At 49.8% G+C, this 25,179-nt stretch carries 33 protein-coding genes; 17 read left to right on the forward strand and 16 right to left on the reverse strand.

The genetic code is table 11. The features are described 5' to 3' along the window. Nucleotides 1–20: 20 nt before the first annotated feature. The 4 genes from I5M19_RS08510 to I5M19_RS08525 form a co-directional block, all read right to left on the reverse strand. Nucleotides 21–296, reverse strand: a complete 276-nt coding sequence (locus tag I5M19_RS08510; RefSeq protein ID WP_200065779.1) for a helix-turn-helix domain-containing protein — start codon at nucleotides 294–296, stop codon at nucleotides 21–23. A 62-nt stretch (nucleotides 297–358) separates the two neighbouring features. Further along, complete coding sequence (locus tag I5M19_RS08515; RefSeq protein ID WP_200065780.1) at nucleotides 359–1,090, reverse strand: SDR family oxidoreductase; 732 nt, start codon at nucleotides 1,088–1,090, stop codon at nucleotides 359–361. Further along, nucleotides 1,087–2,166, reverse strand: coding sequence for a branched-chain amino acid aminotransferase (locus tag I5M19_RS08520; protein WP_200065781.1), 1,080 nt, complete (start codon nucleotides 2,164–2,166; stop codon nucleotides 1,087–1,089). Before I5M19_RS08520 ends, I5M19_RS08515 begins: the two co-directional genes overlap by 4 nt. Before the next feature lie 4 nt (nucleotides 2,167–2,170). Next, complete coding sequence (locus I5M19_RS08525) at nucleotides 2,171–3,145, reverse strand: GNAT family N-acetyltransferase (RefSeq protein ID WP_200065782.1); 975 nt, start codon at nucleotides 3,143–3,145, stop codon at nucleotides 2,171–2,173. 66 nt (nucleotides 3,146–3,211) lie between these two features. Here I5M19_RS08525 and I5M19_RS08530 point away from each other — a divergent pair, with 66 nt between their 5' ends. The 4 genes from I5M19_RS08530 to I5M19_RS08545 are packed head-to-tail and all read left to right on the forward strand — an operon-like array spanning nucleotide 3,212 to nucleotide 6,821. After that, a complete protein-coding gene (locus I5M19_RS08530) occupies nucleotides 3,212–4,594 on the forward strand; it encodes an aminotransferase-like domain-containing protein (RefSeq protein ID WP_200065783.1) in 1,383 nt (460 codons plus the stop codon). Between the two features lies 1 nt (nucleotide 4,595). Further along, nucleotides 4,596–5,417 carry an AraC family transcriptional regulator gene (locus I5M19_RS08535; RefSeq protein WP_200065784.1) on the forward strand — a complete coding sequence of 274 codons (822 nt, stop codon included), beginning with the start codon at nucleotides 4,596–4,598 and terminating at the stop codon, nucleotides 5,415–5,417. Between the two features lie 47 nt (nucleotides 5,418–5,464). Continuing rightward, complete coding sequence (locus I5M19_RS08540) at nucleotides 5,465–5,965, forward strand: YbhB/YbcL family Raf kinase inhibitor-like protein (RefSeq protein WP_200065785.1); 501 nt, start codon at nucleotides 5,465–5,467, stop codon at nucleotides 5,963–5,965. Next, nucleotides 5,952–6,821, forward strand: coding sequence for a ketopantoate reductase family protein (locus I5M19_RS08545; RefSeq protein WP_200065786.1), 870 nt, complete (start codon nucleotides 5,952–5,954; stop codon nucleotides 6,819–6,821). The genes I5M19_RS08540 and I5M19_RS08545 overlap by 14 nt, the downstream gene beginning before the upstream one ends. On the opposite strand, the gene I5M19_RS08550 is transcribed toward I5M19_RS08545, so the two are convergent. The 8 genes from I5M19_RS08550 to I5M19_RS08585 all read right to left on the reverse strand — a co-directional run bounded on the left by I5M19_RS08550 (nucleotide 6,790) and on the right by I5M19_RS08585 (nucleotide 13,504). Continuing rightward, nucleotides 6,790–9,081, reverse strand: coding sequence for a PAS domain S-box protein (locus I5M19_RS08550; RefSeq protein WP_200065787.1), 2,292 nt, complete (start codon nucleotides 9,079–9,081; stop codon nucleotides 6,790–6,792). The two genes, I5M19_RS08545 and I5M19_RS08550, sit on opposite strands and share 32 nt — an antisense overlap. 60 nt (nucleotides 9,082–9,141) lie before the next feature. Beyond that, on the reverse strand, nucleotides 9,142–10,032 hold the full coding sequence (locus I5M19_RS08555; protein ID WP_200065788.1) for a helix-turn-helix domain-containing protein: 891 nt from the start codon (nucleotides 10,030–10,032) through the stop codon (nucleotides 9,142–9,144). Next, the gene (locus I5M19_RS08560) at nucleotides 10,022–10,879 is read right to left on the reverse strand and encodes an SDR family oxidoreductase (protein ID WP_200065789.1); all 858 of its coding nucleotides are present in this window, start codon (nucleotides 10,877–10,879) and stop codon (nucleotides 10,022–10,024) included. The genes I5M19_RS08555 and I5M19_RS08560 overlap by 11 nt, the downstream gene beginning before the upstream one ends. A gap of 92 nt (nucleotides 10,880–10,971) precedes the next feature. After that, the gene (locus tag I5M19_RS08565; protein ID WP_200065790.1) at nucleotides 10,972–11,424 is read right to left on the reverse strand and encodes an SRPBCC family protein; all 453 of its coding nucleotides are present in this window, start codon (nucleotides 11,422–11,424) and stop codon (nucleotides 10,972–10,974) included. 89 nt (nucleotides 11,425–11,513) lie between these two features. Beyond that, nucleotides 11,514–12,044, reverse strand: a complete 531-nt coding sequence (locus I5M19_RS08570; RefSeq protein ID WP_235985781.1) for a peptide-methionine (S)-S-oxide reductase — start codon at nucleotides 12,042–12,044, stop codon at nucleotides 11,514–11,516. A gap of 20 nt (nucleotides 12,045–12,064) precedes the next feature. After that, nucleotides 12,065–12,637: a CHC2 zinc finger domain-containing protein gene (locus tag I5M19_RS08575; protein WP_200065791.1), complete on the reverse strand. Its 573-nt coding sequence runs from the start codon at nucleotides 12,635–12,637 to the stop codon at nucleotides 12,065–12,067. A gap of 1 nt (nucleotide 12,638) precedes the next feature. Then, the gene (locus tag I5M19_RS08580) at nucleotides 12,639–13,256 is read right to left on the reverse strand and encodes a UPF0758 domain-containing protein (RefSeq protein WP_200065792.1); all 618 of its coding nucleotides are present in this window, start codon (nucleotides 13,254–13,256) and stop codon (nucleotides 12,639–12,641) included. Then, complete coding sequence (locus I5M19_RS08585; protein WP_200065793.1) at nucleotides 13,256–13,504, reverse strand: hypothetical protein; 249 nt, start codon at nucleotides 13,502–13,504, stop codon at nucleotides 13,256–13,258. The genes I5M19_RS08580 and I5M19_RS08585 overlap by 1 nt, the downstream gene beginning before the upstream one ends. Before the next feature lie 91 nt (nucleotides 13,505–13,595). Here I5M19_RS08585 and I5M19_RS08590 point away from each other — a divergent pair, with 91 nt between their 5' ends. Next, on the forward strand, nucleotides 13,596–13,979 hold the full coding sequence (locus I5M19_RS08590) for a DUF2116 family Zn-ribbon domain-containing protein (RefSeq protein ID WP_200065794.1): 384 nt from the start codon (nucleotides 13,596–13,598) through the stop codon (nucleotides 13,977–13,979). On the opposite strand, the gene I5M19_RS08595 is transcribed toward I5M19_RS08590, so the two are convergent. The 3 genes from I5M19_RS08595 to I5M19_RS08605 all read right to left on the reverse strand — a co-directional run bounded on the left by I5M19_RS08595 (nucleotide 13,969) and on the right by I5M19_RS08605 (nucleotide 16,447). Next, the gene (locus I5M19_RS08595) at nucleotides 13,969–15,456 is read right to left on the reverse strand and encodes a YifB family Mg chelatase-like AAA ATPase (protein WP_200065795.1); all 1,488 of its coding nucleotides are present in this window, start codon (nucleotides 15,454–15,456) and stop codon (nucleotides 13,969–13,971) included. The genes I5M19_RS08590 and I5M19_RS08595 overlap by 11 nt on opposite strands. Then, on the reverse strand, nucleotides 15,453–15,791 hold the full coding sequence (locus I5M19_RS08600; RefSeq protein WP_200065796.1) for a single-stranded DNA-binding protein: 339 nt from the start codon (nucleotides 15,789–15,791) through the stop codon (nucleotides 15,453–15,455). The genes I5M19_RS08595 and I5M19_RS08600 overlap by 4 nt, the downstream gene beginning before the upstream one ends. A gap of 83 nt (nucleotides 15,792–15,874) precedes the next feature. Then, on the reverse strand, nucleotides 15,875–16,447 hold the full coding sequence (locus I5M19_RS08605; RefSeq protein ID WP_200065797.1) for a hypothetical protein: 573 nt from the start codon (nucleotides 16,445–16,447) through the stop codon (nucleotides 15,875–15,877). A gap of 562 nt (nucleotides 16,448–17,009) precedes the next feature. Between I5M19_RS08605 and I5M19_RS08610 the strand changes: the two genes are divergently transcribed. From I5M19_RS08610 to I5M19_RS08660, 11 genes are all read left to right on the forward strand, one after another. Further along, the gene (locus I5M19_RS08610) at nucleotides 17,010–17,378 is read left to right on the forward strand and encodes a single-stranded DNA-binding protein (RefSeq protein ID WP_200065798.1); all 369 of its coding nucleotides are present in this window, start codon (nucleotides 17,010–17,012) and stop codon (nucleotides 17,376–17,378) included. An 87-nt stretch (nucleotides 17,379–17,465) separates the two neighbouring features. After that, on the forward strand, nucleotides 17,466–18,539 hold the full coding sequence (locus I5M19_RS08615) for a DUF932 domain-containing protein (protein ID WP_200065799.1): 1,074 nt from the start codon (nucleotides 17,466–17,468) through the stop codon (nucleotides 18,537–18,539). 4 nt (nucleotides 18,540–18,543) lie between these two features. Next, nucleotides 18,544–18,918, forward strand: a complete 375-nt coding sequence (locus tag I5M19_RS08620; protein ID WP_200065800.1) for a hypothetical protein — start codon at nucleotides 18,544–18,546, stop codon at nucleotides 18,916–18,918. A gap of 2 nt (nucleotides 18,919–18,920) precedes the next feature. Next, a complete protein-coding gene (locus I5M19_RS08625) occupies nucleotides 18,921–19,187 on the forward strand; it encodes a hypothetical protein (RefSeq protein ID WP_200065801.1) in 267 nt (88 codons plus the stop codon). Then, the gene (locus I5M19_RS08630) at nucleotides 19,177–19,755 is read left to right on the forward strand and encodes a PRTRC system protein E (protein WP_200065802.1); all 579 of its coding nucleotides are present in this window, start codon (nucleotides 19,177–19,179) and stop codon (nucleotides 19,753–19,755) included. The genes I5M19_RS08625 and I5M19_RS08630 overlap by 11 nt, the downstream gene beginning before the upstream one ends. A 9-nt stretch (nucleotides 19,756–19,764) precedes the next feature. Next, on the forward strand, nucleotides 19,765–19,980 hold the full coding sequence (locus I5M19_RS08635) for a PRTRC system protein C (RefSeq protein WP_200065803.1): 216 nt from the start codon (nucleotides 19,765–19,767) through the stop codon (nucleotides 19,978–19,980). 2 nt (nucleotides 19,981–19,982) lie between these two features. Continuing rightward, on the forward strand, nucleotides 19,983–20,159 hold the full coding sequence (locus I5M19_RS08640; protein ID WP_200065804.1) for a 3'-5' exonuclease family protein: 177 nt from the start codon (nucleotides 19,983–19,985) through the stop codon (nucleotides 20,157–20,159). Between the two features lie 11 nt (nucleotides 20,160–20,170). Beyond that, nucleotides 20,171–21,157, forward strand: coding sequence for a hypothetical protein (locus tag I5M19_RS08645; protein WP_200065805.1), 987 nt, complete (start codon nucleotides 20,171–20,173; stop codon nucleotides 21,155–21,157). After that, complete coding sequence (locus tag I5M19_RS08650; protein ID WP_200065806.1) at nucleotides 21,132–21,881, forward strand: PRTRC system protein B; 750 nt, start codon at nucleotides 21,132–21,134, stop codon at nucleotides 21,879–21,881. Before I5M19_RS08645 ends, I5M19_RS08650 begins: the two co-directional genes overlap by 26 nt. Next, the gene (locus I5M19_RS08655) at nucleotides 21,878–22,690 is read left to right on the forward strand and encodes a PRTRC system ThiF family protein (RefSeq protein WP_200065807.1); all 813 of its coding nucleotides are present in this window, start codon (nucleotides 21,878–21,880) and stop codon (nucleotides 22,688–22,690) included. The genes I5M19_RS08650 and I5M19_RS08655 overlap by 4 nt, the downstream gene beginning before the upstream one ends. 10 nt (nucleotides 22,691–22,700) lie before the next feature. After that, nucleotides 22,701–22,883 (forward strand): hypothetical protein, encoded by a 183-nt coding sequence (locus tag I5M19_RS08660; RefSeq protein WP_200065808.1) that lies wholly within the window; start codon nucleotides 22,701–22,703, stop codon nucleotides 22,881–22,883. A gap of 381 nt (nucleotides 22,884–23,264) precedes the next feature. On the opposite strand, the gene I5M19_RS08665 is transcribed toward I5M19_RS08660, so the two are convergent. Continuing rightward, nucleotides 23,265–23,993, reverse strand: coding sequence for an SGNH/GDSL hydrolase family protein (locus tag I5M19_RS08665; RefSeq protein ID WP_235985782.1), 729 nt, complete (start codon nucleotides 23,991–23,993; stop codon nucleotides 23,265–23,267). Nucleotides 23,994–24,155: 162 nt separating this feature from the next. Here I5M19_RS08665 and I5M19_RS08670 point away from each other — a divergent pair, with 162 nt between their 5' ends. After that, nucleotides 24,156–25,040 (forward strand): aldo/keto reductase, encoded by an 885-nt coding sequence (locus tag I5M19_RS08670; RefSeq protein ID WP_200065809.1) that lies wholly within the window; start codon nucleotides 24,156–24,158, stop codon nucleotides 25,038–25,040. Nucleotides 25,041–25,179: the final 139 nt, after the last annotated feature.

The raw sequence follows: 25,179 nt of genomic DNA on the forward strand, positions 1-25,179 counted from the left end.
GAAGGTCAGCCGCTCAACGCTCAGCTTTTGCTCCGCTTCGGGCTTTTTTTTTCACCCCTTTCCAGCATCTTGTCCACCTCCTCCGCCTTATAAAAATACGTCCCGCCCACCTTGCTATACGGCAAATCCCCGTTCACCCGGAAATTCTGCAAGGTCCCGTGCGAGATCCCCAGCAGCTTGCGTACCTCCGCCGCCTTCAGCCACTTCGGCCGCTCCGGCCTGTTCGCCAGCAAGGCTAACAATTCCTGCTTAAAAAGCTCCAGGTCTTTCTTGGTAATCAATTCATCGGCTGTCATGGCCGCAACCTATACAACTTTTCAGCATAAAAGACCACCCTTAGAAAAATAAATATTGAAGTCTACTTGCCCCCGGTAAGGTCGATAAACGTGCCCGTCGTGTACGAAGCTTTGTCAGACAGCAGCCAAAGGATGGCTTCGGCGACCTCTTCGGGCCGGCCGCCGCGTTGCAGGGGGATACTGCTTTGCAGGCGGTCGACGCGGCCGGCTTCGCCGCCATCGGCATGGATATCGGTATAGATGAAGGCGGGGCGGACGCCGTTGACCCGGATACCCTGCGCGGCGACTTCCCTGGACAGCCCGACCGTCAGGGCTTCGAGCGCCGCTTTACTGGCGGCATAATCCACATATTCGTGGGGTGCACCTGTTTTAGCAGCCAGCGAGGAAACGTTAACGATAGCGCCGCCCTGGGGCATTCTTTTCACGGCTTCACGGCAGCACAGGAAGGGGGCGACCGTATTGGCCTGCAACAGGCGTTGCAGTCGCTCACCCGTTAGGTTCGCGACGGTGGTTTGTGTTTCCAGTATGCCGGCATTATTGACCAGGCCGTATAAGGGCGGCATCAAGCGGTCCACTTCAGCGAAGAGGTGCAGGATACCGGCTTCGGAACGGATATCCGCTTGTATCGCTTCGGCCCTGCCCCCCTTATGGCGGATCTGCGCAACGACCGCCGCTGCGGCTTGCAGGTTGCGGTGATAATTGACCGCGACGGCGTAACCCTGCTGCGCGGCAAGTCTGGCGGTAGCGGCGCCAATACCTCGACTGGCGCCGGTGATGATCAGCGTTTGGTTCATTCCGTAATTTCTGCTTTTTCCGCCATAACGACAACATGGTTCCAGCCATGACGGTCGGGCTGCCGCCCGGTCCGGATGGCGTTCAGTTCGTCCCGCAGGGTGGCGGCGATGCCTGCTGGCGGTGTGGCCGGGAAATAGCGCTGGCCCAAGATATCGATCTCCCGGATCTGGGTGAGTACCGCTGCAGTGCCGACGCCGAAGGCTTCAATGGTATCGCCGTTTTTAAAAGCAGTTTCTAATTCCTGGTAACTGATCGGACGTTCCTCGGTGGTCATGCCGCGGTCTCGGGCCAGTGTCAGCATACTATCCCGGTTAACCCCATCCAGGATGGTGCCGTTGAGCGGCGGGGTGATCAGGGTGCCGTTGATGGCGAACATGACGTTCATGGTACCGGATTCTTCGATGTAGCGGTGCGATTCCCCGTCGGTCCAGAGCACCTGGTCAAATCCGGCGGCACGGGCCAGCCGGGTGGGCAGGAAAGCCCCGCCATAATTGCCGCCGCATTTGGCGAAGCCGGCGCCGCCTTTGGCCGCGCGGGTGTATTCGGTCTCGACCTTGACGTTGACGGTGCCTTCGTAATAATTGGCCATCGGCAGGGCCACGATCAGGAATTTATATTGCCGGGCTTCCATAACGCCCAGACGGGCTTCAATGGCGATGACCATCGGGCGCAAATAAAGGGCGTTGCCGGGCAGGCCGGACACCCAGTCGGCATCGGTTCCCACCAGGGCGTCCAGGGCGGCATAAAACAGTTCTTCGGGCAGGGCCGGCATACACATCCTTTCCAAGGAACGATTGATACGGATGAGATGCTTGTCTCTACGGAAAATGCTGACCCGGCCGTCGGCCAGGCGAAAGGCCTTCATGCCTTCAAAGACCGTTTGGCCGTAATGCAGGCACAGGGCCAGGGGGCTGATCAGGAACGCACCGAAGGGCTTCACTTCGGCCTGCTGCCATTCGCCGTCCTGATAGTCGGCCGTAAACAAATGATCCGTCGGGTTAGGCCCGAATTGGATGTTGCTGAAATCATAAGCCGCCAGGCGGCTGTTATGCGTTCGTGTTACTGGTATGTTCATAAGTTTAAATGTTAATCTCCATTTTAAGGTTCGCGCGTTCATAAGGCACCTTGCCCAGGGGGACCTCGGTAAAGCCGAGTTTGCGGTACAGGCTGACCGCTTGAGCATTAGAGATGCTGTTGGAGTGTAAAATAAGCCGCTCAATGCCCATACTTTGGGCCTGCGCGATAGCGGATCGGATCAGGAACTGGCCGATACCGCGCCTGCGCCGGTTTTCTGCTACCGCCATTTTGATCATTTCCCAGTCCTCACCCTGCGGTTGTAAAGCGACCGTGCCGACCACTTCATCTTGTTCGACCGCATAGAGAATGACACCGCCCCGGTCGACGATGGCCTCCTGCGGGTTCTCCAGTACGTAAATATCTTCAGGCTCCAGCACAAAGTCTTTGACGATCCATTGTTTATTGAGCGCCTCAAAATACCGGAGATAAGCCGGTGCATTCACGACCAGGGCAACCGGTTGCCGTAAAGGCAAGTAACGCTCCCGGACAAGCGCCAGGTGATGCAGCGGGTGGCCCGCCAGGATATAGGCAATGGCCAGTACCGAAACGCGCTTTTCCGCAGCGGTGCCCACCTGTTTAAGCATCGCTTCATCAAAACTTTGAAACAAGAGCAGGTTGCTTTGACGAACCAGGTCGAACTCGGCCAGCAATGCAGTGATGGGGCGGTTAGCAACGCCGATAGATTGACCATAAGCCGCTTCATCATAATCCGGCAGGGGCACCTGCTCACCGCGGGCGATACACAAGGCCCGGTAACCCAGGATCCGCTCGGTGTCAACCAGGTGCTGCAGTATTTCCCTGATGGTCCATTTACCCGGTGCATAGGTCAGCGCACCCAATGCCTCGAGTTCTTTGGCGTCAAACGGGTGCCGGTGTTCCTGGAGCACTTCCAGCGGCGACAGGTCCGCCGTCAGGCTGATATAGCGCTCATGCCAGGGATGTATCGCGTGCAGGTTAGAAATATCTTTTTTTGTCATCACACAAAATTGTCGTAAAATTGCGGACCTGTACAGATGCAGAATTTGATTTTTAGACCATAGCAGATGGCATATTTATACGACCGTATCGCCTCGGATATCGAGCAGCAGATCGCCCAAAGCGTGTTGCGCGTGGGGGATAAGCTGCCCTCTTTGCGCCTGATCTGTGAGCGTTATGGCGTCAGCCAGAGCACCGCCTTGCAAGCTTATTATCAACTGGAGGCCAGGTCCCTGATCGAATCGCGGCCGCGCTCGGGCTATTTTGTGCACCGCTCGCCCAAAAGACAGTTACCCTTGCCCGAGATAAGCGCGCCGGGGCAGGCCGCGTCGGGCGAACTTCACGGGATCATCAGCCGGGTCTACCGGGACATGGGCCGTGACGGGGCGGTGCCCTTGTCTTTGGGGGCGCCGGCACTGGCATTACTGCCGGTGGCGAAACTGAACAAAGGGCTGGTCAAAGCGACACGGAGCTTAGCCGGCAGCGGGCTGGCATATGAACAGGTACAGGGTAACGCCAACCTGCGGCGGCAGGTGGCCCGTTTCTATGGCGGAAATGCCGAAGACCTGGTCGTCACGGCCGGCTGTATGGAGGCGCTCTCGCTCTCGTTAATGGCGGTGACGCAGCGTGGCGACACGATCGCGGTCGAAAGCCCGGTCTATTTCGGCATTTTGCAGCTGGCGCAAAGTTTGGGATTGGCGGTCATGGAGCTGCCCACGCATCCGCAAACGGGTGTGGAAATCGATGCCTTGAAGAAAGCGTTAAACAAGGTCAACGCCGTTTTATTGGTCAGCAATTTCAATAATCCCCTGGGCAGCCTGATGCCCGATGCACACAAGAAAGAGGTCGTGCGCCTCATCCAGCACTATGGCGTCCCGCTGATTGAAGATGACCTCTACGGGGAAGTTTATTTCGGCGCCGAACGCCCGCGTTCCTGCCGTTCCTTTGACGACAGCGGCCTCGTTTTATGGTGCAGTTCCGTTTCGAAAACACTGGCACCGGGTTACCGGGTGGGCTGGGTTGCGCCGGGCAAATTCAGGGACGAAGTGCTGCGCCTGAAATTATACCACAGCATCGCGGGCACCACCATCACGCAGGAAGTCATCGCGGGCTTTTTGGAGACCGGGCGTTACGCGCACCATCTGCGAAGCCTGCGCCATACCTTACAGGCCAATGCCCTGCGTTATACCCGCGCCATCGCCGACTATTTTCCCGAAGGCACCAAGATCAGCCGGCCCCAGGGCGGTTTTATGCTCTGGGTCGAACTGGCCGCAAAAACTGATTCCGTTGCCTTATATGAACGCGCCATGCGACAGGGCATCAGCATCGCGCCGGGCAATATGTTCTCCCTGCAGGACCAGTACCGCAATTGCATGCGCCTGAGCTATGGAATGCCCTGGAACTCGACCATCGAAGACGCGCTTAAGCGTCTCGGAAAATTAATGATCTGACATGGAGATCGTACGCGTACCCTTAGCCACCAGCGCCCAGCCGCAGATAGCGGCCGGCGATATTGCTTTTGTCAACTACAGTGACCAGGGCGGCCCGTTCCGTCACCGTGTACTTTTTGAGCGTTACGCCATCAGTCTGGTGCAGCAGGGCCAGAAACAGATCTACCGCGCCGGCGGTGACACCCTACTAAGGCCGGGGCAGGGGATGCTCATTCCCGAAGGCAATGCCATCATCGCCGAACACAGCCACACCACGGAGCTATACCGCAGCTTTATTGTATTCTTTCCGAAATCCTTAGGCAAAGACTTTATGCAGCCTTCCAGCAAGATGGAGGCCCCTTATCTGCATTTTCAAACCAATGCCTATATCCGGGCGTATGTCAGCCATATGTGTTCGCTCATCCAAAAACAGCAAGTGTTATCTGCCGAGATGGCCAAACTCAAAGTCCGGGAACTCCTGACCGCACTTAATGAATTATCGCCCGGCCTGTTAAGTTCCGTATTCAATAAAAGCCAATCATCTCTAAAAGTATTGGTTGAACAACATTTACTTCATCCACTGACACTGGATGAATTGGCTTTCCTGGCTAACCGCAGTCTATCTTCTTTTAAACGCGACTTTGAAAAAGAATACGCAGTCTCCCCCCAACGCTATATCCGCGAACGCCGCCTAGAAATGGCGGCGAGCGAACTGGCTAAGGGAAAATCGGCGACCGACCTTTATTTGAACTATGGCTATGGCCACCTGTCCAATTTCAACACCGCCTTTAAACGCCAGTTCGGTGCTACCCCCGCAGATTGGGCTTTCCGCAATACAAAATGAACGTTTCGCAATAACACCACAGGCAGCTCATGCGCCAATTTTGAAGCATGAAAAAATTACTGTTCCTCCTTGTTTTCTTTTGCCACCAGGCATCCGCCCAAACCTTCACCCTGAAAAGTGACGACCTGGGCGGCCAGTTCACCAAAACATATATCTGCAGCGGCGACAACCAGTCCCCCGAACTCCACTGGACGGATGCGCCTGCCGCCACTAAAAGTTTCGCGATCACGATGTATGACCCGGACGCCCCGACCGGCAGCGGCTTCTGGCACTGGGTCGTGGTCGATATACCAGGCACGGTGACACAGGTCAAACGCGGCGCCATTCCCGCCGGCAGCTTTTCAAGCATCAATGATACCGGCGCACCCGGTTACCAGGGCCCATGTCCGCCTGAAGGCGATGCCCCGCACAGTTACATCATCACGGTATACGCCCTGAACACCCCCAAACTCGGCACAACGGCTGCCTCCACCGCGGCACTGACCGGCTTTATCCTGAACAAAGCCGCCATCGCCAAAGCATCCCTGATCGTCTATGCCAAGCATTAACAAGATCTATATCGTCGGTGCGGGCGCTATCGGCCAGGCACTGGCCGTCTGCTTACAACATGCCGGCAGAGCCGTTACGTTAGTTCGCCGGGCGGGCACTGGCCCCATGCGCATCAAAGTGCAGGCCCATCAGTTGCTCGAAGCCACTGTCCCGGTCATCCGCATAGAGGAAATAGGCGAGGGGCTCGTACTGGTGACCGCCAAATCCTTTGCCAATCCCGGCATTGCCGCAAAACTTGCCGGGCAAACCGTGGTATTGCTTCAAAATGGTTTGAACATCGAAAAAGATTTCGATAACCGCGAATTATACCGGTGCGTACTGATGGTCACCAGCCAGTTCGATACCAACGGCGTGGTTCAATTTAAACCCGTCAGCCCCTGTCCCACAGGAGCGGTAAGGGGCGGGCAATTACCACAAGTAGTCGCAGCACTCGACAATCCCTGGTTCAGGTTCATAGCAGCAGAAAATATCCAGGAACTGGTCTGGAGAAAGGTCATCGTCAATTGCGTCTTCAACGCCATCTGCCCCTTACTCGAAACCGACAACGGCATCTTCCACCGGGATGAATCCGCACGAGCAATTGCCCGCCGGGTCATCACCGAATGTATGGCGGTAGCACAGCAGTTTGTTACACTGGAACTTGAAACAGTGATGGATAGCTTATTGAACATCAGTAGATTATCTGACGGTCAATACATCTCTACCTTACAGGATATCCGCCAGGGTCGACCGACCGAACTCGACACCCTAAACGCAGAGATCGTCCGCCTGGCCGGCGACCTGCCGGTAACCGAAACCCGCCTGCTTGGGGAATTAGCGATGCTTAAATCACTACAGGGCGCAGGGGCAGGGTGAACCAGAAACTGCTGCCTTTCCCCAGCTCGCTCTCCGCGCCGACCTGCCCGCCGTGCCGCTCAATGATCTCTTTGCAGATATACAGCCCCAGGCCCAGCCCCGATATGGTTTTCGTATGCTCCTGCACACGGTAATAACGCTCGAAAAGACGGGCCAGCTGATCGGCGGGAATGCCGGGACCATAATCGGTGACGGACACCCTGGCGTACTGCTCGTCATGCGTGACCGTCACATCAATGCGATCGGCATTGGGCGCGTATTTCGCCGCGTTGGTTAAAAAATTGGTGATCACCTGGTCGATCCGCTGTTCATCCGCCCGGATCTCCAGGTCAAGCGCCCCCTGGACCCGGATGTGCTTGCCGGTGGACAAACCAATGGGCTGCGCCGCATTGCTGAGCAGTTGCGACAGCACAAAGCCCGAAAGGTTCAACGCCATCTGCTTCTGCTGCAGCCGCCCGACATGCAGCAGGTCATCGATCAGCGAACTTACACGCTCCGCGCTCTTACGGGACTGTATGATCAGCTTGGACAGCATGGCCGGGTCCGGCTTGTCTTTCAGGCGGTCGATCAGCTGCAGCGCCGCTTTCAGCGAAGTCACCGGCGTTTTAAGCTCATGGCTCGCGATACTGATAAAATCATCCTTGTGCTGCTGCAGGTTCTTCTGCGCCGTTATATCGATACAGGCACCGACATAGCCGGTAAAATGCCCCTCGCTGTCCAACTGCGGCTGCCCGCTGTTCAGGTACCAGCGAATCTCCCCGGAAACAGGCGGCATCCGGAACTCCACTTCGAAAGCGCTGCGCGCCGGAAGCGCCGAAAAAAAGGCGTCCTCCACCTGCTGCCGGTCCTCCGGGTGAACCGCCTGAAGCCAGCCGCGGCCCAGGTGAGCCTCCAGCGGGCGGCCTGTCCAGCTGAGCCAGGTCTCATTGACATAGGTCAGCTTTCCTTCCGCGTCCGTACGCCACAAGGCCGTGGGCGCGGCCGAAGTCACGCTGCGCAGCAATTGCTCACTGTCCGCCAGCGCTTTTTTTGCCGCCAGTTCGGGACGCAGGTCCCGCATGATCGCGCCCACCGCCAGCGGTTGCCCGCTCACCGGGTCATCGATCCGGATCGTATAATTGAGCACCGGGAAAACCTCGCCCGTGTTCAAATGCCGCACGTTCATGATTCCCACCCATTTACCCGTCGTCATCACACCCGGCAGTACCTCCCGCCTGACCTGTTCAAAATCCTCCGGCGTATGCAGGTCCGCGATCGGGGTCGTCCGCACCGCTTCATCACTTTCAAAACCGAGCAATTGCTTGCCCGCCTCATTAATATAGCTGTTCACCCCGTTCAGGTCCAGGATCGACATCAGGTCCGCGCTGTTATCCGCCAGGGTCTTCAGTTTGCGCTCGGTCTCCTTCGCGCTGACCTGTTCCGTGATATCCATCAGCGTGCCCAGCAGGCGCAAAGGCCGGCCCGCCGCGTCATAGCGCACTTTGCCGCTCGCCCTGATCCACCTCAAGGCGCCATCGGTCCGGAAAATCCGGGCTTCGTAAAAAAGACGGCCCGTCACCAGCGCCTGCTGGTGGGCGAGCTGTCTTTTTTCCAGGTCATCGGGATGAAAAGCCTTTACATACATTTCGCTGGGCACCAACCCGCTCAGCCCGAAAATATTCGCCAGTTGCTCGGAAGTCACCACCGCTTGCGTCTGCAGGTTGATATCATAGGTACCCACGTCCGCAGCCTCGGTGGCCAGCCGGAACCTTTCCTCCGCCTCCGCGGTTTCCGCCAGCGCCCGCTCCAGGTGTTCCTGGGTTTCCAGCAGTTCCTCATTGGTCGCGCGCACCTCCTCACTGCTCGCCTCCATTTCCTCGTTCAGCGCCGACAGTTCCTGTAGCGCCAGCACACGGTCCGTGGTTTCCACAGCCGTATGGACAATGCCGTAAATATGCCCGTCCTTATCCCGCAAAGGCTTAAAAGAAAAATCAAAATAAATGCGCCGCCGCTCGCCCCCAATGACCACCTTCACCTCACTATCCGGCTCCCGGCAGGTTTCCCCGCGCTCGTAGACCCCCTGCAAGAGTTCCAGGAAATTCCCGCGGAGTATTTCGGGCACCGCTTCCCGCAGCGCCTTGCCGATGATCACCTCGGTCTTATGCCACAGGGACAACATTTGCCCATTGGCCGCACTGACCACGTGATCCGGCCCCATAAACACACATGCCCCGATCGGCAGCGTATCCACCATGGTCTGTTGTGCATAAACTGAAAGCATGTGCGCGTAAAATTAAACCGTAAAGATAGCAGGATCGGCAAAATAACCCGCAGGCCATTTTTAATTAAACGATTGCCGGAATTCGAGCGGGGAGAGGCTCGTCTTGGTCTTGAACAGCTTGCTGAAGGACTGCAAATGCTCAAAACCCAGTTCATAGGCGATCTCGCTGACCGTAAGCTGGGTCGTGGAGAGTTTCTCCTTGGCCAGTTCGATCAGTTTCTGGTGGACATGCTGCTGCGTATTCAGGCCGGTCAACGACTTTAACAGGCTGCTTAAATAGCCCGGCGAAACATGCAACTGTCCGGCGATCAGGTTCACACTCGGCAGGCCTTTTTTGGCGGCGAAATGGTCGTCCAGCAACGCTTCTAATTGACCGAGTATTTCATGGTTATTCTGCTTGCGGGTAATAAACTGGCGCTGGTAGAACCGTTCGGCATAAGTGAGGAGCAGTTCCAGTTGCGCGATGATCACCCCCTGGCTGAAACGGTCAATCGTCTGGTATTCCTGCTCAATATTACCGGCGATCGTCGTCAATTGCACTTTTTCCTTATCCGACAAATGCAGCGCCTCATGCACCGCATAACTAAAAAAATCGTAGTGTTTAATCGTCTTGGCTAAATTGGTATGCCATAAAAAATCAGGATGAATTAAGATCATCCAGCCCTCCGGCCGGTGGCCCGCCTGCACCGCATCGATCGTAAACCGCTGCCCGGGCGACATAAAAAACAACACGCCCTCATCAAAATCACTATCCTGCTGCCCGTACTTAAACTTCACCAGGTCCATCTTCTTCTGCGCGATAGAATAAAAATCAAAAATGATGCTGTACGGCGCCTCGGCCATCGGCCTCGTCATATCCTCCATATGCACCACACTGATCAGCGGGTGCGCAGGCTTCGGCAAACCCGCCGCCCGGTGATATTCCGTTATACTGTTAAATCTATAGATCATAAATTCCTGCTGCTATATCAGCGATCAGCGTTTGCTGAACCGGTTGCCAGCCCAAACATGCTTGCGTTAGCGCACTCGACGCCGGGCAATCCAGCCCCGCCATATGCGCGAACCAGCCAAAATGTGCGCCAGCCTCGTCTACGCTAACCGATTTTACCGGCAAACCCAATCGTTTACCAATCGCCTCCGCAATATCCCTCATCGCAATTCCTTCCTCCGCCGCGGCGTGAAAACGCTCCCCCGGTTTCCCCTTTTCCAAAGCCAGACGGTACAACACCGCCGCATCCAGCCGGTGCCCCGCGTTCCAACGGTTCTGCCCCTCACCAATATACGCTGAAAAACCCTGCTCTTTAGCCAGGTTCACCAACATCGGCACAAACCCATGCCGGTCTCCCTCGCCATGCACCGAAGGCGGCAAACGCAGCACCATCGCCTCGCTATCCGCCCGCTCCGAAGCCCGCGGCCAACCCGGATTAAACGGCGACGCCATCTCTTCCGTCGCCAAACTCCCCGGGCTCACCAAAGCCGTCCCCGACGTCACCACCATCGGCTTACCCACCTCTGCCATCGCCTTAATCGCCGCCTCATCAATGGCGCAAACCTCCGCAAACCGCGTAAAATCATGAATAAACCCGCAATGAATAATCTTATCGCATACCGCAGCACCGCGCCTTAAACTCTCCAGATCCTCCAAATCACCCCCGTGCACCTCCGCACCCAATTTATTCAGTTTAGCCGCCGATTCCGCCGACCGCGCCAAACCCAGCACCTCATAACCATTATTCAGCAGTTCCTGCACTACCGCAGTCCCCACAAAGCCCGAAGCTCCCGTAACAAATACTTTCATCCCCCAAAGAACGGTCAAGACATGCAAAAAGATTTAACCAAAACCACCTTTCATTTAGCCAAAAACCAGCTCAGGAAATAACAGGTAACAAATCACCCCGCATCGGGTATGTTAGGCTCCACCAGCTTGATCAGTTTATCCAGCGATTCCTGCCAGCCCAGGTAGCACATCTCGGCCGGTATCGCCGCCGGTATATTTTCCTGTAAGACTTTAAGTTCGGTGCCGACCGAGGTTTTTTCCAGCCAAATGGTCGTGGGCATTTCACCCGGCAAATGAGGATCATCGAACCGGTCGGTGTATTTCAGGAACTGATTAGGTTCTACCGCCACATACTCGCCGCCAAAGGAATGACTATGACCGGTCGTGAAATTCTGGAACGACATGCGGAAGGTGCCGCCGACTTTCACGTCCATCTCATGCACCGTACACAAAAAACCATAAGGCGGCAGCCAGGCCGCGATCGCCAGGCTGTCCGTGAACGCCCGGTACACTTTCTCAGGCGATGCCTTGATCACCCGGTGTAAAGAAACTTGGTTATCTTTCATGATAGCTTTTTTTAACAAAGATGCAGCCAAAACCCAAAACCGAAAAGGGCTTATCGCGACCAAATAGGGGTGCGATCGGGTCAATCTCTCTATTTTTGTACGCCCATCCGGGTGTATTTCCCAAACCGCTCCAATAGGAAGTTCAGTTTGGGCTTCACAATGTTCTCGCAAAATGGCTTCTGCGGATCACGATAATAATAATTCAAATACTGCGGATTATTCAACCTAAACTCACCCAATGGCAATACCTGGGTGATGATCGGTTGTTTGTAATCCCTTTGCAGCCCATTTATGATGCGTTGCGCAGTATCACCTAACTCATTCGTATAAACCGCCGACCGATACTTCCCTCTCAACGAATGCTCCGAAGTACAACTATGCGTCGCCAAATGAATCTCGATCAAAGTGGCTAATGAGATCACGTTTTCATCAAAAATAACAATCACCGCCTCCGATCCATCGATCCAGCCCTGCAATACCTCCGTCACACCTACCAGCGACTGAAAGATCGCCTCCGTACACCAATGACAGCTCCCGCCAAAACCAACATTTATCATTCCGTAAATATACTTCGTTTGGTATATATTGCCGGGATATATACTGTTTAGTATATATTTCAAAAAAGGTGAAATCAGCTGGCTTATTTCATTTTTAATGATACAAGATTAGCGCCACCTTTATGAAAAAGCCTTTTAGGATAGCGCTGGTATATGCCTGGTCGATCACGGGCGTCAACGTAATTACCGCCCCGTACTTTCTCAGCGCCATAGCGTTCGAGGTAACGCTTCGTCACCCGGTGTTCCACAAATTCAGGCACATCATAGTAAACGTCCACTAACTTTATCGGCGGGTGTTTTCGTGTCCATAGCGCACCTTTATGCGCAAAATGCTGGCTGAGCCGCTGCGGTAAGTTTTGAGTGAAACCGATATAATAACAATTGTCTTCCAATTGCAGGATATAAACAATTCCTGTGGTGTGTTTGACAATTCGTTTGGCGCTGCGGCGGAAATCCCACTTAATAATGTTCTCGATATGTTTCACAAAATGAACTGGGCCACCGGTTTGTCTGCAATGCAGACACTCATAAATCTGTAAGCTGGTGATCACTACCATATTTTGTTGGGGGTGCAGACAAAACGGGCAGCGCCCCACAAAATCTTCCCCTAAAGGTTTCAGATATATGTATTCACCAATGATTTCCCCAATATTCATCTCAGATCATTTTAACATGTTCCGATCCGACCGACATCATTCCATCACAGATGATTTGAAGCGCCGAGCAGGCGTTTTTTAAGTCAGTTAAACAGCGCGCTTCCATATTGCTGAATGCCGGCCAGCCATTGCGCCCGAGCACAATCCGCCTGGCACCGGACTCCAAGGCAAGTTCGGTGACCCTGCTGATAGTCGGTAGCATACATCCCATTTCAGCAAAGGCCAGTAATTGTTTGTCGGCGGTCATTAATAACAATACATACTGTAGCTGTGTAGCAGGAGCGAGGAGGGGTTGTAAATAATTATAGCAGGCTGTCTCGTCTTTCAAATAAACACCCGGTTGTAATCGTTTGCAATATTCGGCTGCGGCCAATAGCACAGTGGCTTTGGCAGGGCCAATACCCTTGATCCCACAAAGTTGAGCCAGATTCATTGCCGCCAGGTCCTTTAATTGATATTGTTCCAATAGTTTCGTGCATAATTGGCCCAACGGCACCTGTGGGGTACCAGAACCCAGTAAAATGGCTAGGATTTCCTCATCGGTCAATTGGGCCGCTCCATATTGAGTGAGTTTTTCACGTGGCCGCTCCATCGGCGGCAGGTGTTTAATATTCTCCATCAGGCGGGCCTCCCTTCACCATGCGTATAACGCGTCAGCACCATCGACAACGCCTCAATTAAAAACTCGAAATCGCGTTCAAAGAAAATGACCGTCGAACGCTCATATTTCTCCTTCGCCTTATAATCCGACCGGGTGATCTGTAAATAAGGTTTTTTATTTCTGCCCTGCATCAGGTCGATGTAATAAAGCCGGCCCTCTTCGCCAAACATCTCCCAGTCCAGCCTTCTTTTCTGAATCATTTCCATATCGTGTTGATTAGCAATGCAAACTTCTGCCAACCAAATCATTAAAATGTTGTTTTATCCGTGTATAGCCGTTTCTAAACGTTTAATTGCCATGGAAGAAAAACTTTGCCTGGATTGCGGAACGCCGATCAAAGTCGGCCGGAAAGACAAAAAGTTTTGCGATGACACCTGCCGCACCAACTACAATAACAACAAAGACAAAACCGAACTCAGCGTCGGGGATTACATCAAAAAGATCCAGAATATCCTGGAAAAGAACCGCCAGATACTCGACGAAGTCTTAGGCCCGGACCGTGATAAAAGAAGTATAGACAAAAGAGATTTGTTAGGCCGCGGCTTCAACGTTAAATACTTCACCAGCCGGGCACCCACCCGTCAGGGCGACATCTACTGTTTTTGCTTTGAGCTCGGCTTCCGCGAATTTGAAGATGAAACCATCATGGTCGTCCGCCGGGAACGCGAAGTTATATGCTAAAGCAACGATAGCCAATAGCCTCGGCCAAATGGGATAGTTTAATAGTTTTGGATTGATCCAGGTCAGCGATTGTTCTCGCCACTTTTAAAATCCGCTCATATGAACGTGCCGATAATTTGTGCTGCACCATGGCCTGCTGCAATACGGTCTCTTCAGTTTTACCCAAAGCACAAAACCGCTTAACCATCGCAGCGCTCAACAGTGCATTAGGGCAGCCGGCCCTTTCTAATTGTATCACTCTGGCAGCTGTCACCCGTGACCGCACATCCGCACTATTTTCAGCAGATTTAGCCGACATATCCGCCGGCCTCACACCTACGTGCAGATCGATCCGGTCCAACAACGGCCCCGAAATCTTTGATAAATAATTCCTTACCGCCATCGGTGTACACGTACACCGCCGCGTCGGATGCTTATAAAAACCGCAGGGACACGGATTCATCGCTGCCAGCAAAACAAAGTTCGCCGGAAACACCACTGAATAGCTTGCCCGCGAAACCACCACCTGTCGTTCTTCCAAAGGCTGCCTTAAAACCTCCAGGGTCTTCCGTTTAAACTCTGTCAATTCATCCAAAAACAGCACCCCATGATGCGCCAGCGAAATCTCTCCGGGCAAGGCCACCGGACCGCCACCCACCAGCGCAATATCACTCGCCGTATGATGCACCGCGCGAAATGGCCGCTGCGTCATCAAACCTGCGCTATCCAATTGACCCGCTGCCGAATAGATCCTGGTAGTCTCCAGTGCCTCGGTCAAACTTAATGGCGGCAATATCCCCGGCAACCGGGCCGCCAGCATCGTTTTACCCGTTCCCGGCGGCCCCACCAGCAAACCATTATGCCCGCCCGCCGCCATGATCTCTAAAGCCCTTTTCACTTCGGCCTGCCCGCGCACGTCAGCAAAATCAGCCGAATACCAAACACCCTCATCTTTTTTAAACGCTGGCACACGTTCGCGTGCTACGGTATTTGGCGCAGTCAAAAACTCGACCACCTCATCCAAGGTCTCAAAACCAAAAACCGCCAGGTCACTGACCATGGCGGCTTCCGCGGCATTCTCTTTTGGTAAGACTAACCGCTTATAACCCCGTTTATGCGCCTCAATCGCGACTGATAAAGCGCCCTTGATTGGCCGCAGTTTTCCCGCCAAAGACAGCTCACCCGTAAATACATAATCCCTTAAAGTTTCCTCCGACAATTGATCCGAAGCCGCCAAAATACTCAGCGCAATCGGCAGATCAAATGCCGCCCCTTCTTTCCGTATGCCGGCGGGAGCGAGGCATACCAATATTTTCTGTCTGGGCATCACCAAACCAACCGAACTCAACGCACTCTCCACCCTAAACAAGCTCTCCTTCACTGCATCGCCCGGCAAACCCACGATCAAATAGCCCAGTCCGGCGCAAACCCGCGTCTCCACCGTGATCAGCGCGGCATCGATCCCTGCCAACACCGCGCTCGCCACACTAACCGTCATTGCGCTTTACCCAACAACATCAGCTCACTGACAATAATCTCGGTCACATAACGCTTGACGCCATCCTGATCGGTATAAAACCGGTTCGCCAATCGTCCTTCCACGGCAATCTGGCTGCCTTTATCCAAATATCTCTCCGCTACGTCCGCCTGTTTATTCCACAAAACCAAATGGTGCCAGTGCGTTTCCTGCACCGTTTCACCCTGGCCATTTTTCCGGTAATAATTCGTAGCCAGACTGATTTTTGCTACTTTCTTTTCCTCATCGATCTGCCTCATTTCCGGTGCCGCGCCCAACCTCCCGGTTAGCCGCACGCTGTTGCTTAAATTATTCATGATTCAAAAATTTGTTGGGTCAAATCTCCGGATCATATGTTCCGATAAACGAAGAATAGTCGTTTATAAACGGTTTTATCCGTTTAATGGAGTTCCTTCAATCTGGTCTCTAAAACACTCGGCTGCCGGCCGAATATCCTGCTCAGTTCCTGTATACCCAAACCCATTTGTTCAGCTTGCAACAGCAACGCTTCCTCGGTTTTTGACCAATACTCATAAGCCCGGTGATACAATTTTCTTTTTGCTAATTCCAGATAAGTTAAACGACTGACGTCACGTTTGGGCAGTTTTTCAACCGCTAAACAAATACCATGTAGTTTCTCAGCCTCGACGGTCGGAGCAGGCGCTCCACCTACCGGACGCAATTTTTCTGAACGCAATGCTTGCTTTCCTGCGGATCGAAAGTGCCATTCCCCAGCCACCAACCGGCACTGTGGAATAAAACCCAACGCACCTGCCCGGTTGAGTTTCTTCAAAAACTCCCGAAAGAAAAATCCCCTGAACCGATCCCGTTCCACCAGATTCTTCGTCACCAACACCTCATAAGCATCGGTTGAACGCAATTCAAGCGTACCCCTGTTTTCTTCAAAAAAATGCTCCAGCGCCTGCGAAATCTTGATCGCCCGCGATTTTTCCTCCAGACTGATATCTTTCATAGTGCTATAATAACGCTGATTATCAAAAAGTTGTTGTGTATAGCTGCCCCGCAACGATCAAAATTTTCACTCGCCACCGCCTCCGGCATTTTCGCTCCGCTGCAAAAGCCCCGGCGTAAATCATAGCGTCGTAGCGCTATAATTCATACTCAATGAATTCGCGCCACTCCGCACTGAATGACAGAAGACCCGGCGTAAACGCTAACCAGGCCCGCCACATGGCGGGTGCTGCGCGCAGCCTTCAGTGCCTTCAAAGGCTGCGATAGCAGTTACCATTTCCGTCTGTGTAAGTAGTTGCCCGAAACTTGAAAAAACGGGTTTCCCCCTTTCATTTGGCTTTCTGATGCCACAAAAGCTTCGCTGTCGAAATTGCAGCGCATACGTCGGCCCAAGTGAATGCGCTCATAAAATCTCCACCCCAAAGGGTAGTATTTTCCGTTCGCAGCCCGCCTTAATGCCCGACAATTCCGGTAGAGGGGTTTATCGAAAGCCAAATGAAAGGGGGAAGCCCGGACGGCGGACTGGAGAGCAAATTCATTAAATAATTAAAAACTTAAAAGTCATGGAATTGACCGGAAGATTAGTAGCAGATGCTACAGTGACAAATGTCGCAGAGGACAAAAAAGTAACCAATTTCAGAGTTGCGATCAATCGCAGGTACAAATCACGGGGTGAGCAAAAGGAAGAGACCACCTATGTGGATTGCTCTTATTGGCGAAGTGACAAATTAGCGCCCTACCTAACCAAAGGCTTAGTCGTTCAACTGTATGGCACCATAAGCGCGCGGCCGTGGGTGAGCCGTGATGGCGAGCCAATGGCAAGTCTGAATTTTCGTACCAGTGAAATTACGCTCTTAGGAGCGTCTGGCAGGGCTGATGAAGGAGAGCCTTATCATGATGGAGCGACAAGCACCTTGCGGAGACAGCGATAAGCTAAACGGGTATAGCCGTTTTTACACGGCTATACCTCATTATCCACGAATTATAGTAATCAATTTTGAACACAAAAATTTAAAGTCATGGCACACCATCTTAATTATAACGACCAAAAACAACAACACGCATTTTTCAGTGTAAAGGAAAAAGCGTGGCACGGGTTGGGGCAAATCGTCGAAGATTATCCGACCAGTGCAGAAGCCATCCGCTATGCGGGGTTAGATTATACAGTAGAGAAGCGTCCGTTATTCAGCAATTCCTTAGCGAATGATTTATCGGATTTGGATAACGGTATCGTATTTCCAAAGATAGACGTACCCAATTTCTTTGCCACTGTCCGCAATGACAATAATGCCGTTTTAGGCGTAGTAGGTAAAGATTACGAAGTGATACAGAATGCCGATGCATTCCAATTCTTTGATGCTATTGTCGGTGGTAGTAGCGGTATTAAATACGAAACCGCAGGCGCTTTAGGTAAAGGCGAACGTATTTTTATTACCGCCAAACTGCCCGATTATATCAAAGTCGGCAAACAGGACTTAATCGAGCAATATCTATTCCTGACCACTTCGCACGATGGTTTTGGCAGTATTACAGCAGCTTTTACGCCAACCCGTATCGTTTGTAATAATACTTTGAACGCTGCGATGCGCAACCACTCCAATGGCATCAAGATACGGCATACCGCTTCGGCTAATGACCGATTGAAACAGGCGCATACGCTCATGGGCATTTCCAATATCATGGCGCAGGAATTAGCCGAACTCTTTAATCACTGGACAAAAGTGCGTATCACCGATAAACAAGTGAAAAAGCTGATACAGGTGGCTATGGCACCGAACAAGGAAGTTATCAGCAATCTTGAACTGGGTTTGGTAGACAAATTATCGACTACTTATACCAATATCGTGGATAACGCTTATGCCTATGCGATGGGTAACCCCACCCAACAAATGGAAACTACCGCAGGTACTTTGTTTGGCGCATACAATGCCATTACGGGCTATTACCAAAATGTCCGCAATTTCAAAGACAGCGACGCCAAATTCAAATCCATCATAGACGGCACCGCCAAACAACGGGCGCAGATAGCCTTTGACCTTTGCGGAAACTTTGCCCATCGGGGCGCGGACGCCTTAAACTTCATTAAAAATTAAAGTTATGCAACCTTTGAAATTACTGACCAATGTGCAGAAAGCAAGGCTTTTGCACAGCTTGTTAAGCAATGAGATACCCGAATTTTTAGGGTATCTCAACGAACTGACTGAAACGGTTTTGAACGATAGGGAGCGCATTACCGCCGAGTGGAAAGACCAGTTATTTGGCGTTGATTTTTGGTTCGAATTGGCGGAAAATGTACAGCGGGTAATGGCAAAATATGCCAAAGAACTGTATAAAAGCCCCAACGTTTTTGCTGACCAGCTATTCGACGGTTATACGGCCATCTTTACGGCACATGCTTTAGTGCAGTATATCGCACTTGGCAAATACGCCGACCCCAAGTTTAAACCCGCCGTTGAACTATTATTTACCTGACCATGCGAATCCACCACCATATTACAATTCCCTGCGGTTTTCTTCTGTTAGTTGCCTGCTTTTTTATCCGCTATCAAATCGGTCGGCGCAGATTTAATCGAAGGGGAGTAGGTGGATTGCAGCAGTTCAGTAGCTACCGCAAGGCGGTAGTGACTACATTTTTGGAAACGCTGATATTATTTATCGGCAACCTGTGTGGTTTTGCGGGTTTATATCTGCTTGCTTTGCAGGAATTAATCACATTAACTTTTAATCATTATGAAAACTAACTTTTTTCAACAGATAGCAGGCTTGGGCTTTAATGGCAATTTCCTGCTTAATATTCACCATGACGAAACTGGGGTACAAACGGTTTCGGTGGCACTCAAAAAGGATAAAGCTATTAATGGCTTGCCGCCCATGCTTTTTAAAGCAACTGCCGAAGAACTCGACGAGGGTTTTTTTGAACAACTGGTACGACCTGCACAACAGACCGTCGGCCTGATAAGCAATATCGAAAGTTACCAAAAGGAACTCGACAAGGCCAAAAAGAACGCCAAGCCCGAAAAAAGCAAAAGTAATAACGCCGTCGCATCAAAAGAGGACGAGGACGATAATGATTTGTTTACCCCACCCGAGGATGATAAGCAGGCAAAAGCAGAAAAGAAACGGCTTTATGATGAGGCAATGGAGCGGGTTAAGGAACTGGCGCAAAATACCAAATATACCGAAGCCTTAGCCCAACTGCCTGACGTGGCCGACTACCCCGATAAAGCCGAAGCGATTGAAACCAAGCGCAAAACCTTACAAACAGGCAAGGAAGCCTATGATAAATTAACCGCAAGTTTTAACGATTAACTATATGCCATGAAAACGATGATATTACCAAGGATATTCCTGCATAAGGAAAACGGACAGGATATCCGGTTGACCGACCCGAACGAGCAATTTTCGATTGCCGATGTACAGCAATTTTATGCAGGCACTTACCCCGTATTGACCAATGCGAAAATTACCGGCCCCGAAATCAAGGACGATGAAGCGCAGTACCGTTTTGTAAGCACTTTTGGAGATAAAGGATAACAATGAAAAAGAAATCAAAAAACAGGATTGTTAAAATCAATGTGAAAGGCGACCAATGGAAAATACAGCAGTTATTCGGCGAACTGGCGGTCAGGTTAGACCGCCTGCCCGATGCAGACGAGGTAAAGCGCAACCCCTTACGCAGCGCACCTGCAGGACTAACGGAAATGATTTTTTAAATCACAGTTTCTTGCCTTTTTGGGCGTTTAGCGGGAATGAGGAAAGGGCAACAAGGGAGTATTTTGGCTCCCTCGCCAATCTCTGTCATTACTATCAGTTGGCGATACCCGAAACAGATTTGCCATTCCCGAGAAACATTTACCATACGTGGGAGAAGATTGAAAAGCAGGTTAGGAATTTGGATGTCAATAACCATTGTATGATTATGCAGGATAGCGGGAAAAAGGCTGTTATCGCTGTGGTCAAGACATTCGATTTGAGCCAATGCCTGTTTTATATTCCTGTCAGGTCGTATTGGTTATGGTCGCAATGTGCTGAACAGCAACGCATCACCGAACTACTAACGGTCATTTTTGCTTACCTCCATCAGGTCGTTGATATACCGTTTTACGCCGAGAACGGCACTTTTATGGATTACCAGTATGATACCTTAGAACAATGGGTCGGTGATATTGAGAACAAGGGCAATACCGATGAAGAAGAAAAAGAATGGCGGGAGGAACAGGAAAACACCTTGTATGAATTAAGGCGGGCAGGAGGGCATATCATGCCCGTTATCAAAAACCCCTATTGGCTCCGACAGATGGAAACCGTAATCACCAATTATCGCCATCGGGATAATTGGGAGCTGGAATGGGAGTTATTGGCTATTGAGTTCTTGCAGCTTTACCGTCAATATCCCAAACGCTCCCTTCCTGATTGTATTCATCAGAACTTAATTTATCCTGATGAAGATGAACGTATTACACCCTATCAATACACCAGTTTTTATTGGAGTGGTAAGGATTGTTTCGTGGATGAACTGAATGAAATGATTAATTGTTCTTTACAGGAAATAGCCGTGATGGATGAACCAACCGCCGTTTATCTTTTTGACAAATTGCCCAACCCCGACCAAAAAGAATTTGATTTTGAAACCCGCTTATTTGATTTGATGGAAAGACTAAGGAATTTACTTAACGATTACGACCATGAAGAACATCACCCAACACTTTAACAGTGGATTTGAGCCATTTAAAGCCCTCTTGATTTACAGGAACGACAAGCAGGAACAAATGAACCAGTTTCAGCATACGGAAAGGGAAACACAAATCTACGTGGAGAGTTACGACATTGGCAAAAATGGACGCCCGATTAATGCGCATCCTTTATCTGTCAAGGAAATGGCTGCCTTACACGAATTGTTAAAGACTTCGCAGGAATTAAAAGACAGCTATCTTAAAAGCAGGGGCTTATTACCACAAAACGTTTTATATGTCAATCAGCAGTCAGGTGGTTATGCCATTTGGTATACGCCACCACAGGAAGTGAATTTGTTTTTTACCGAGGGTTTGAAAATCCCGTCAGGTAAATTTCATATCCCTGCGATGCTGTGGAAAGCCAACGCCGAGCAGTTAGCCGTTTACGCCGTAAAGGGAAAAACCAAACCGACCATAACGACCAAACTCTGCCATGCACCTTATCTGAATGTGTATGGTAACGGTCAGGTTTGTATGGGGACAGTACAAATCAATATTGGCAAGACCATTTGTTTGGAGGATTTTATCAGCACTTGGGAGCAATATTTCTTCAACAGCAATTTCACCCATTCCATTAACGGCAATAACAGCACCAATACCAATACCACCGCATTGTGGCGTTCGCTTGCGGGAACTGAAAAGATTTTCCCGCAGGATGAGTTGATTGCAGCAAATATCACCCTTAAAAACATCATTGAATGAAAAAGCAGAAAAAATATAAGCCTGCTGTGCACATCATACAAAAGGAGTTATTACAGCCCTATAACCCCGTTACGGTGAATTTAATAGGAGCGGGGGGGACAGGCGGTCAGGTATTGACGGCTTTGGCAAGAATGAACTATGCCTTAACCACTTTAGGCCATGCCGGGTTATTTGTCAGGGTATTTGACGACGATAAGGTGGACATCGCCAACCTCGGCAGGCAACTATTTACAACCGCAGAATTGGGGCAATACAAGTCGGTCGCCCTGATTAACCGGATTAACCGTTTTTTTGGTACGAACTGGAAAGGTGAAACCATCCGTTACGACAAACCATCTTTAAAAAATGCCGATTTGGCGAGTGCTACAATAACCATTTCCTGCGTGGATACAGTACGGGCTCGATATGAAATAGCTGAAATATTAAAATACCTCGCTAAACAATATGGTGGTCGCAACCATGTCAAATACTGGCTTGACTTTGGGAACAACCGTTCAAGCGGACAGGTGATACTATCAACATTAGAAAAAATTACACAGCCAGCCTCAGAACTTTACAGGCCAGTTGAAAGCCTGCCTTTATTGACGGATGAATTTAAAGACCTGCTAAGCGCAACTGAACAAGCCGATGACGTACCGAGTTGTTCACTGGCCGAAGCCTTATCTAAACAGGATTTATTTATCAATTCAGCCCTTGCCAATTGTGGAGCATCCTTGTTATGGCAGTTATTCCGGGAGGGCATTTTATTTAACCGTGGGTTTTTCTTAAACCTGAACGATTTCAGGACACAGCCATTGAAAGTGGCTTAAATAATTGATTATGAAAATTACGGATTTAAACGGCTTCGATCTTGAAATAGACAATCTCCAATTAGCCATCATGCAGGCCGATGATTATCGCCACTACCATCACCTCAATCCTGAATATCATAGAATAGACGAGCAACTGCAAAAATATTGGGAAGATGTCTATCAGAAATTATTGGCGCTTGTCCCAACGTAAGCCAATAACTCACCAGCGGGCGGGCATACGCCCGCCCCATTTTGCGTCCCGCGCTTGCCTGAAAATCGATTTGAAAAGGGTGCAAGCACGGGACGTTTTCGTTCAAACAACAAAAAGTGTGTTAAGAAAATTGCAATTAAAATGGCGTTTTATTGCCATAAATTTGTACCTTTAGCCTAACGATTTGAGCAACTGAAAATGGAAAAGTGAGTGATTCGGTGAGTTCAATTGGTTAATGCTACTTTAACGAGTTAAAATACAAAGAAATATGGTGATAGGTTCGAATCCCTCCCTCACCGCAAACGTTATTATTAACGCGCAAACAAAAAGCCTGCAATATAAATCATTGCAGGCTTTTTGTTCTTTCAGAATTATTTGTTATTACGGAAAAGCAAGGAAAGATGCCTGTAATTCCCCTAATTTTTTATAGCCTGATACATTCATATGTATAGGATCGCGATAGTATAATTTTTGATTATATATATTATATCCACCTATAAAGAACTGATCAAGAATTGGTATCCCGTGAAGTTCACATACTTCTTTCTGCATTTTCACATATTCATTCATGCCATTAGCTATAAAAGGATCGTACCCGCCTCTATCATTGAAAGCCTTACTTGAAGTAAAAAAGTAAATTGTAGCATTTGGATTTAATTCATAAATCTTTTTTATACAATAATTAATTCCTCCTGCCTGAGTAGTTAACTTTGATTTATCGTAACCATCAAATTCTGTATAATCGGTATAAGATCCAATAGCTCTGTGACCTGTATAGTCATTAGTTGAAGCCCAAAGAATATATATGTCAAATACACCAGCTTCATCTACCTGTTGCTGAAGAGATTTTCCTTGTAATGAAGAGAAACCCGCACCGGGAACTCCATAATTTGTAATATTCATGCCGAGGCGCCTCTTCCATATAATTTTCGCGCTATCACTTTCAGGTATTACAGAAACGGATCCCCCAAATACCGCTACAGACTTTCCGTAGTTGAAGGAGCTTTTAAAAGCTGAATCCTTGATTTCATTTTGTGAAAAAACTCTACCGGACAATACAAGAAAAAACACAACTAAATAATTCACTCTTACCTTCATTATAAATTTCATAGTTATAAGTATGCCCAAATTTAGTAATAATGTTTAAAGTAGCGTAACTGAGGGGAAACGCATTATTTTGCCGTTATGTCATTCCCCGGTATTTTAAACTATATTATACGAACAATTTGGCAGAGTATTCGTTTTTTTAGCTTTAATTCAATTAATATCGTTATGTCCAAAACAATAAATTCAACTGTAATCATAGGAAAATCCTCAAATAAACCTTTAACAGCACGTCGTCCTGGATATGGAACTATGCGATTAACCGGTGAAGGATTTTTTGGGGAGCCTGCCAATCGCCCGGCAGCATTAAAAATACTAAAAAGAGCAGTTGAACTTGGTGTAAATTACATAGATACTGCAGACTTTTACGGGCCGGGAGTTACCAACCGTTTAATTGCAGAAGCCCTCTATCCATATCCGGTCGATTTAATAATCGGAACAAAGGTAGGCGCCAAACGTGGGGATGATAAAAGCTGGAACCCATTTACTAAACCGGAGCAATTGAGGGAAAGTATCGAAAATAACTTAAAGGAATTGAAACAAGAGCAGCTTTCGCTGGTGCATTTCCGTTTTATGAATGGTGGCGAAGAAACATTTGAGGAATCTTTAGCAGCTATGTTTGATATGCAAAAAGAAGGTAAAATATTACATGTCGGACTAAGCAACGTGTCTAAGGATTTATTACAAAATGGGTTAAAAATGGGTAAAATTGCCAGTGTACAAAATCTTTATGGTTACACTCAGCGCACCACCCTAAGCGGCCATTTAGGGGGCGCAGGAGGTGAAGAGATAATGGATTTGCTTGAAGAAAATCAAATACCTCTTATACCTTATTTCTCTTTACAAACCTCAATAGGAAAAGACCAAACTAAGATAGAGCAGGTAGCAGAAAAATATGGACTAACTACTGCGCAAATGAATATTACCTGGTTACTTAACCGTTCGCCATTAATGTTGCCCATACCCGGAACGACATCAATTGAGCACCTCGAGGAAAATTTAAAAGCGGCACATATCATTCTTACAAACGAGGACATTGAGTTTTTGGCTTAAATAAACCTCTGTTATCAACATATAAATAGAGAGTTGTAGAAATCATTTAATGGTAGATTGAAACCTGCGGTTAAACCGCAGGTTTTTTTTATACTTATTTAATAGATTTGGCTAAATGGTTATATTAACAAAAAATATT

This window comes from Mucilaginibacter segetis (assembly GCF_016522075.1).
GTDB classification, from domain to species: domain Bacteria; phylum Bacteroidota; class Bacteroidia; order Sphingobacteriales; family Sphingobacteriaceae; genus Mucilaginibacter; species Mucilaginibacter segetis.

Coding starts and splice junctions, on each gene's coding strand:
- I5M19_RS08510 (WP_200065779.1), bottom strand. CDS start 296: ATGACAGCCGATGAATTGATTACCAAGAAAGACCTGGAGCTTTTTAAG.
- I5M19_RS08515 (WP_200065780.1), bottom strand. CDS start 1,090: ATGAACCAAACGCTGATCATCACCGGCGCCAGTCGAGGTATTGGCGCC.
- I5M19_RS08520 (WP_200065781.1), bottom strand. CDS start 2,166: ATGAACATACCAGTAACACGAACGCATAACAGCCGCCTGGCGGCTTAT.
- I5M19_RS08525 (WP_200065782.1), bottom strand. CDS start 3,145: ATGACAAAAAAAGATATTTCTAACCTGCACGCGATACATCCCTGGCAT.
- I5M19_RS08530 (WP_200065783.1), top strand. CDS start 3,212: ATGGCATATTTATACGACCGTATCGCCTCGGATATCGAGCAGCAGATC.
- I5M19_RS08535 (WP_200065784.1), top strand. CDS start 4,596: ATGGAGATCGTACGCGTACCCTTAGCCACCAGCGCCCAGCCGCAGATA.
- I5M19_RS08540 (WP_200065785.1), top strand. CDS start 5,465: ATGAAAAAATTACTGTTCCTCCTTGTTTTCTTTTGCCACCAGGCATCC.
- I5M19_RS08545 (WP_200065786.1), top strand. CDS start 5,952: ATGCCAAGCATTAACAAGATCTATATCGTCGGTGCGGGCGCTATCGGC.
- I5M19_RS08550 (WP_200065787.1), bottom strand. CDS start 9,081: ATGCTTTCAGTTTATGCACAACAGACCATGGTGGATACGCTGCCGATC.
- I5M19_RS08555 (WP_200065788.1), bottom strand. CDS start 10,032: ATGATCTATAGATTTAACAGTATAACGGAATATCACCGGGCGGCGGGT.
- I5M19_RS08560 (WP_200065789.1), bottom strand. CDS start 10,879: ATGAAAGTATTTGTTACGGGAGCTTCGGGCTTTGTGGGGACTGCGGTA.
- I5M19_RS08565 (WP_200065790.1), bottom strand. CDS start 11,424: ATGAAAGATAACCAAGTTTCTTTACACCGGGTGATCAAGGCATCGCCT.
- I5M19_RS08575 (WP_200065791.1), bottom strand. CDS start 12,637: ATGAATATTGGGGAAATCATTGGTGAATACATATATCTGAAACCTTTA.
- I5M19_RS08580 (WP_200065792.1), bottom strand. CDS start 13,256: ATGGAGAATATTAAACACCTGCCGCCGATGGAGCGGCCACGTGAAAAA.
- I5M19_RS08585 (WP_200065793.1), bottom strand. CDS start 13,504: ATGGAAATGATTCAGAAAAGAAGGCTGGACTGGGAGATGTTTGGCGAA.
- I5M19_RS08590 (WP_200065794.1), top strand. CDS start 13,596: ATGGAAGAAAAACTTTGCCTGGATTGCGGAACGCCGATCAAAGTCGGC.
- I5M19_RS08595 (WP_200065795.1), bottom strand. CDS start 15,456: ATGACGGTTAGTGTGGCGAGCGCGGTGTTGGCAGGGATCGATGCCGCG.
- I5M19_RS08600 (WP_200065796.1), bottom strand. CDS start 15,791: ATGAATAATTTAAGCAACAGCGTGCGGCTAACCGGGAGGTTGGGCGCG.
- I5M19_RS08605 (WP_200065797.1), bottom strand. CDS start 16,447: ATGAAAGATATCAGTCTGGAGGAAAAATCGCGGGCGATCAAGATTTCG.
- I5M19_RS08610 (WP_200065798.1), top strand. CDS start 17,010: ATGGAATTGACCGGAAGATTAGTAGCAGATGCTACAGTGACAAATGTC.
- I5M19_RS08615 (WP_200065799.1), top strand. CDS start 17,466: ATGGCACACCATCTTAATTATAACGACCAAAAACAACAACACGCATTT.
- I5M19_RS08620 (WP_200065800.1), top strand. CDS start 18,544: ATGCAACCTTTGAAATTACTGACCAATGTGCAGAAAGCAAGGCTTTTG.
- I5M19_RS08625 (WP_200065801.1), top strand. CDS start 18,921: ATGCGAATCCACCACCATATTACAATTCCCTGCGGTTTTCTTCTGTTA.
- I5M19_RS08630 (WP_200065802.1), top strand. CDS start 19,177: ATGAAAACTAACTTTTTTCAACAGATAGCAGGCTTGGGCTTTAATGGC.
- I5M19_RS08635 (WP_200065803.1), top strand. CDS start 19,765: ATGAAAACGATGATATTACCAAGGATATTCCTGCATAAGGAAAACGGA.
- I5M19_RS08640 (WP_200065804.1), top strand. CDS start 19,983: ATGAAAAAGAAATCAAAAAACAGGATTGTTAAAATCAATGTGAAAGGC.
- I5M19_RS08650 (WP_200065806.1), top strand. CDS start 21,132: ATGAAGAACATCACCCAACACTTTAACAGTGGATTTGAGCCATTTAAA.
- I5M19_RS08655 (WP_200065807.1), top strand. CDS start 21,878: ATGAAAAAGCAGAAAAAATATAAGCCTGCTGTGCACATCATACAAAAG.
- I5M19_RS08660 (WP_200065808.1), top strand. CDS start 22,701: ATGAAAATTACGGATTTAAACGGCTTCGATCTTGAAATAGACAATCTC.
- I5M19_RS08665 (WP_235985782.1), bottom strand. CDS start 23,993: ATGAAATTTATAATGAAGGTAAGAGTGAATTATTTAGTTGTGTTTTTT.
- I5M19_RS08670 (WP_200065809.1), top strand. CDS start 24,156: ATGTCCAAAACAATAAATTCAACTGTAATCATAGGAAAATCCTCAAAT.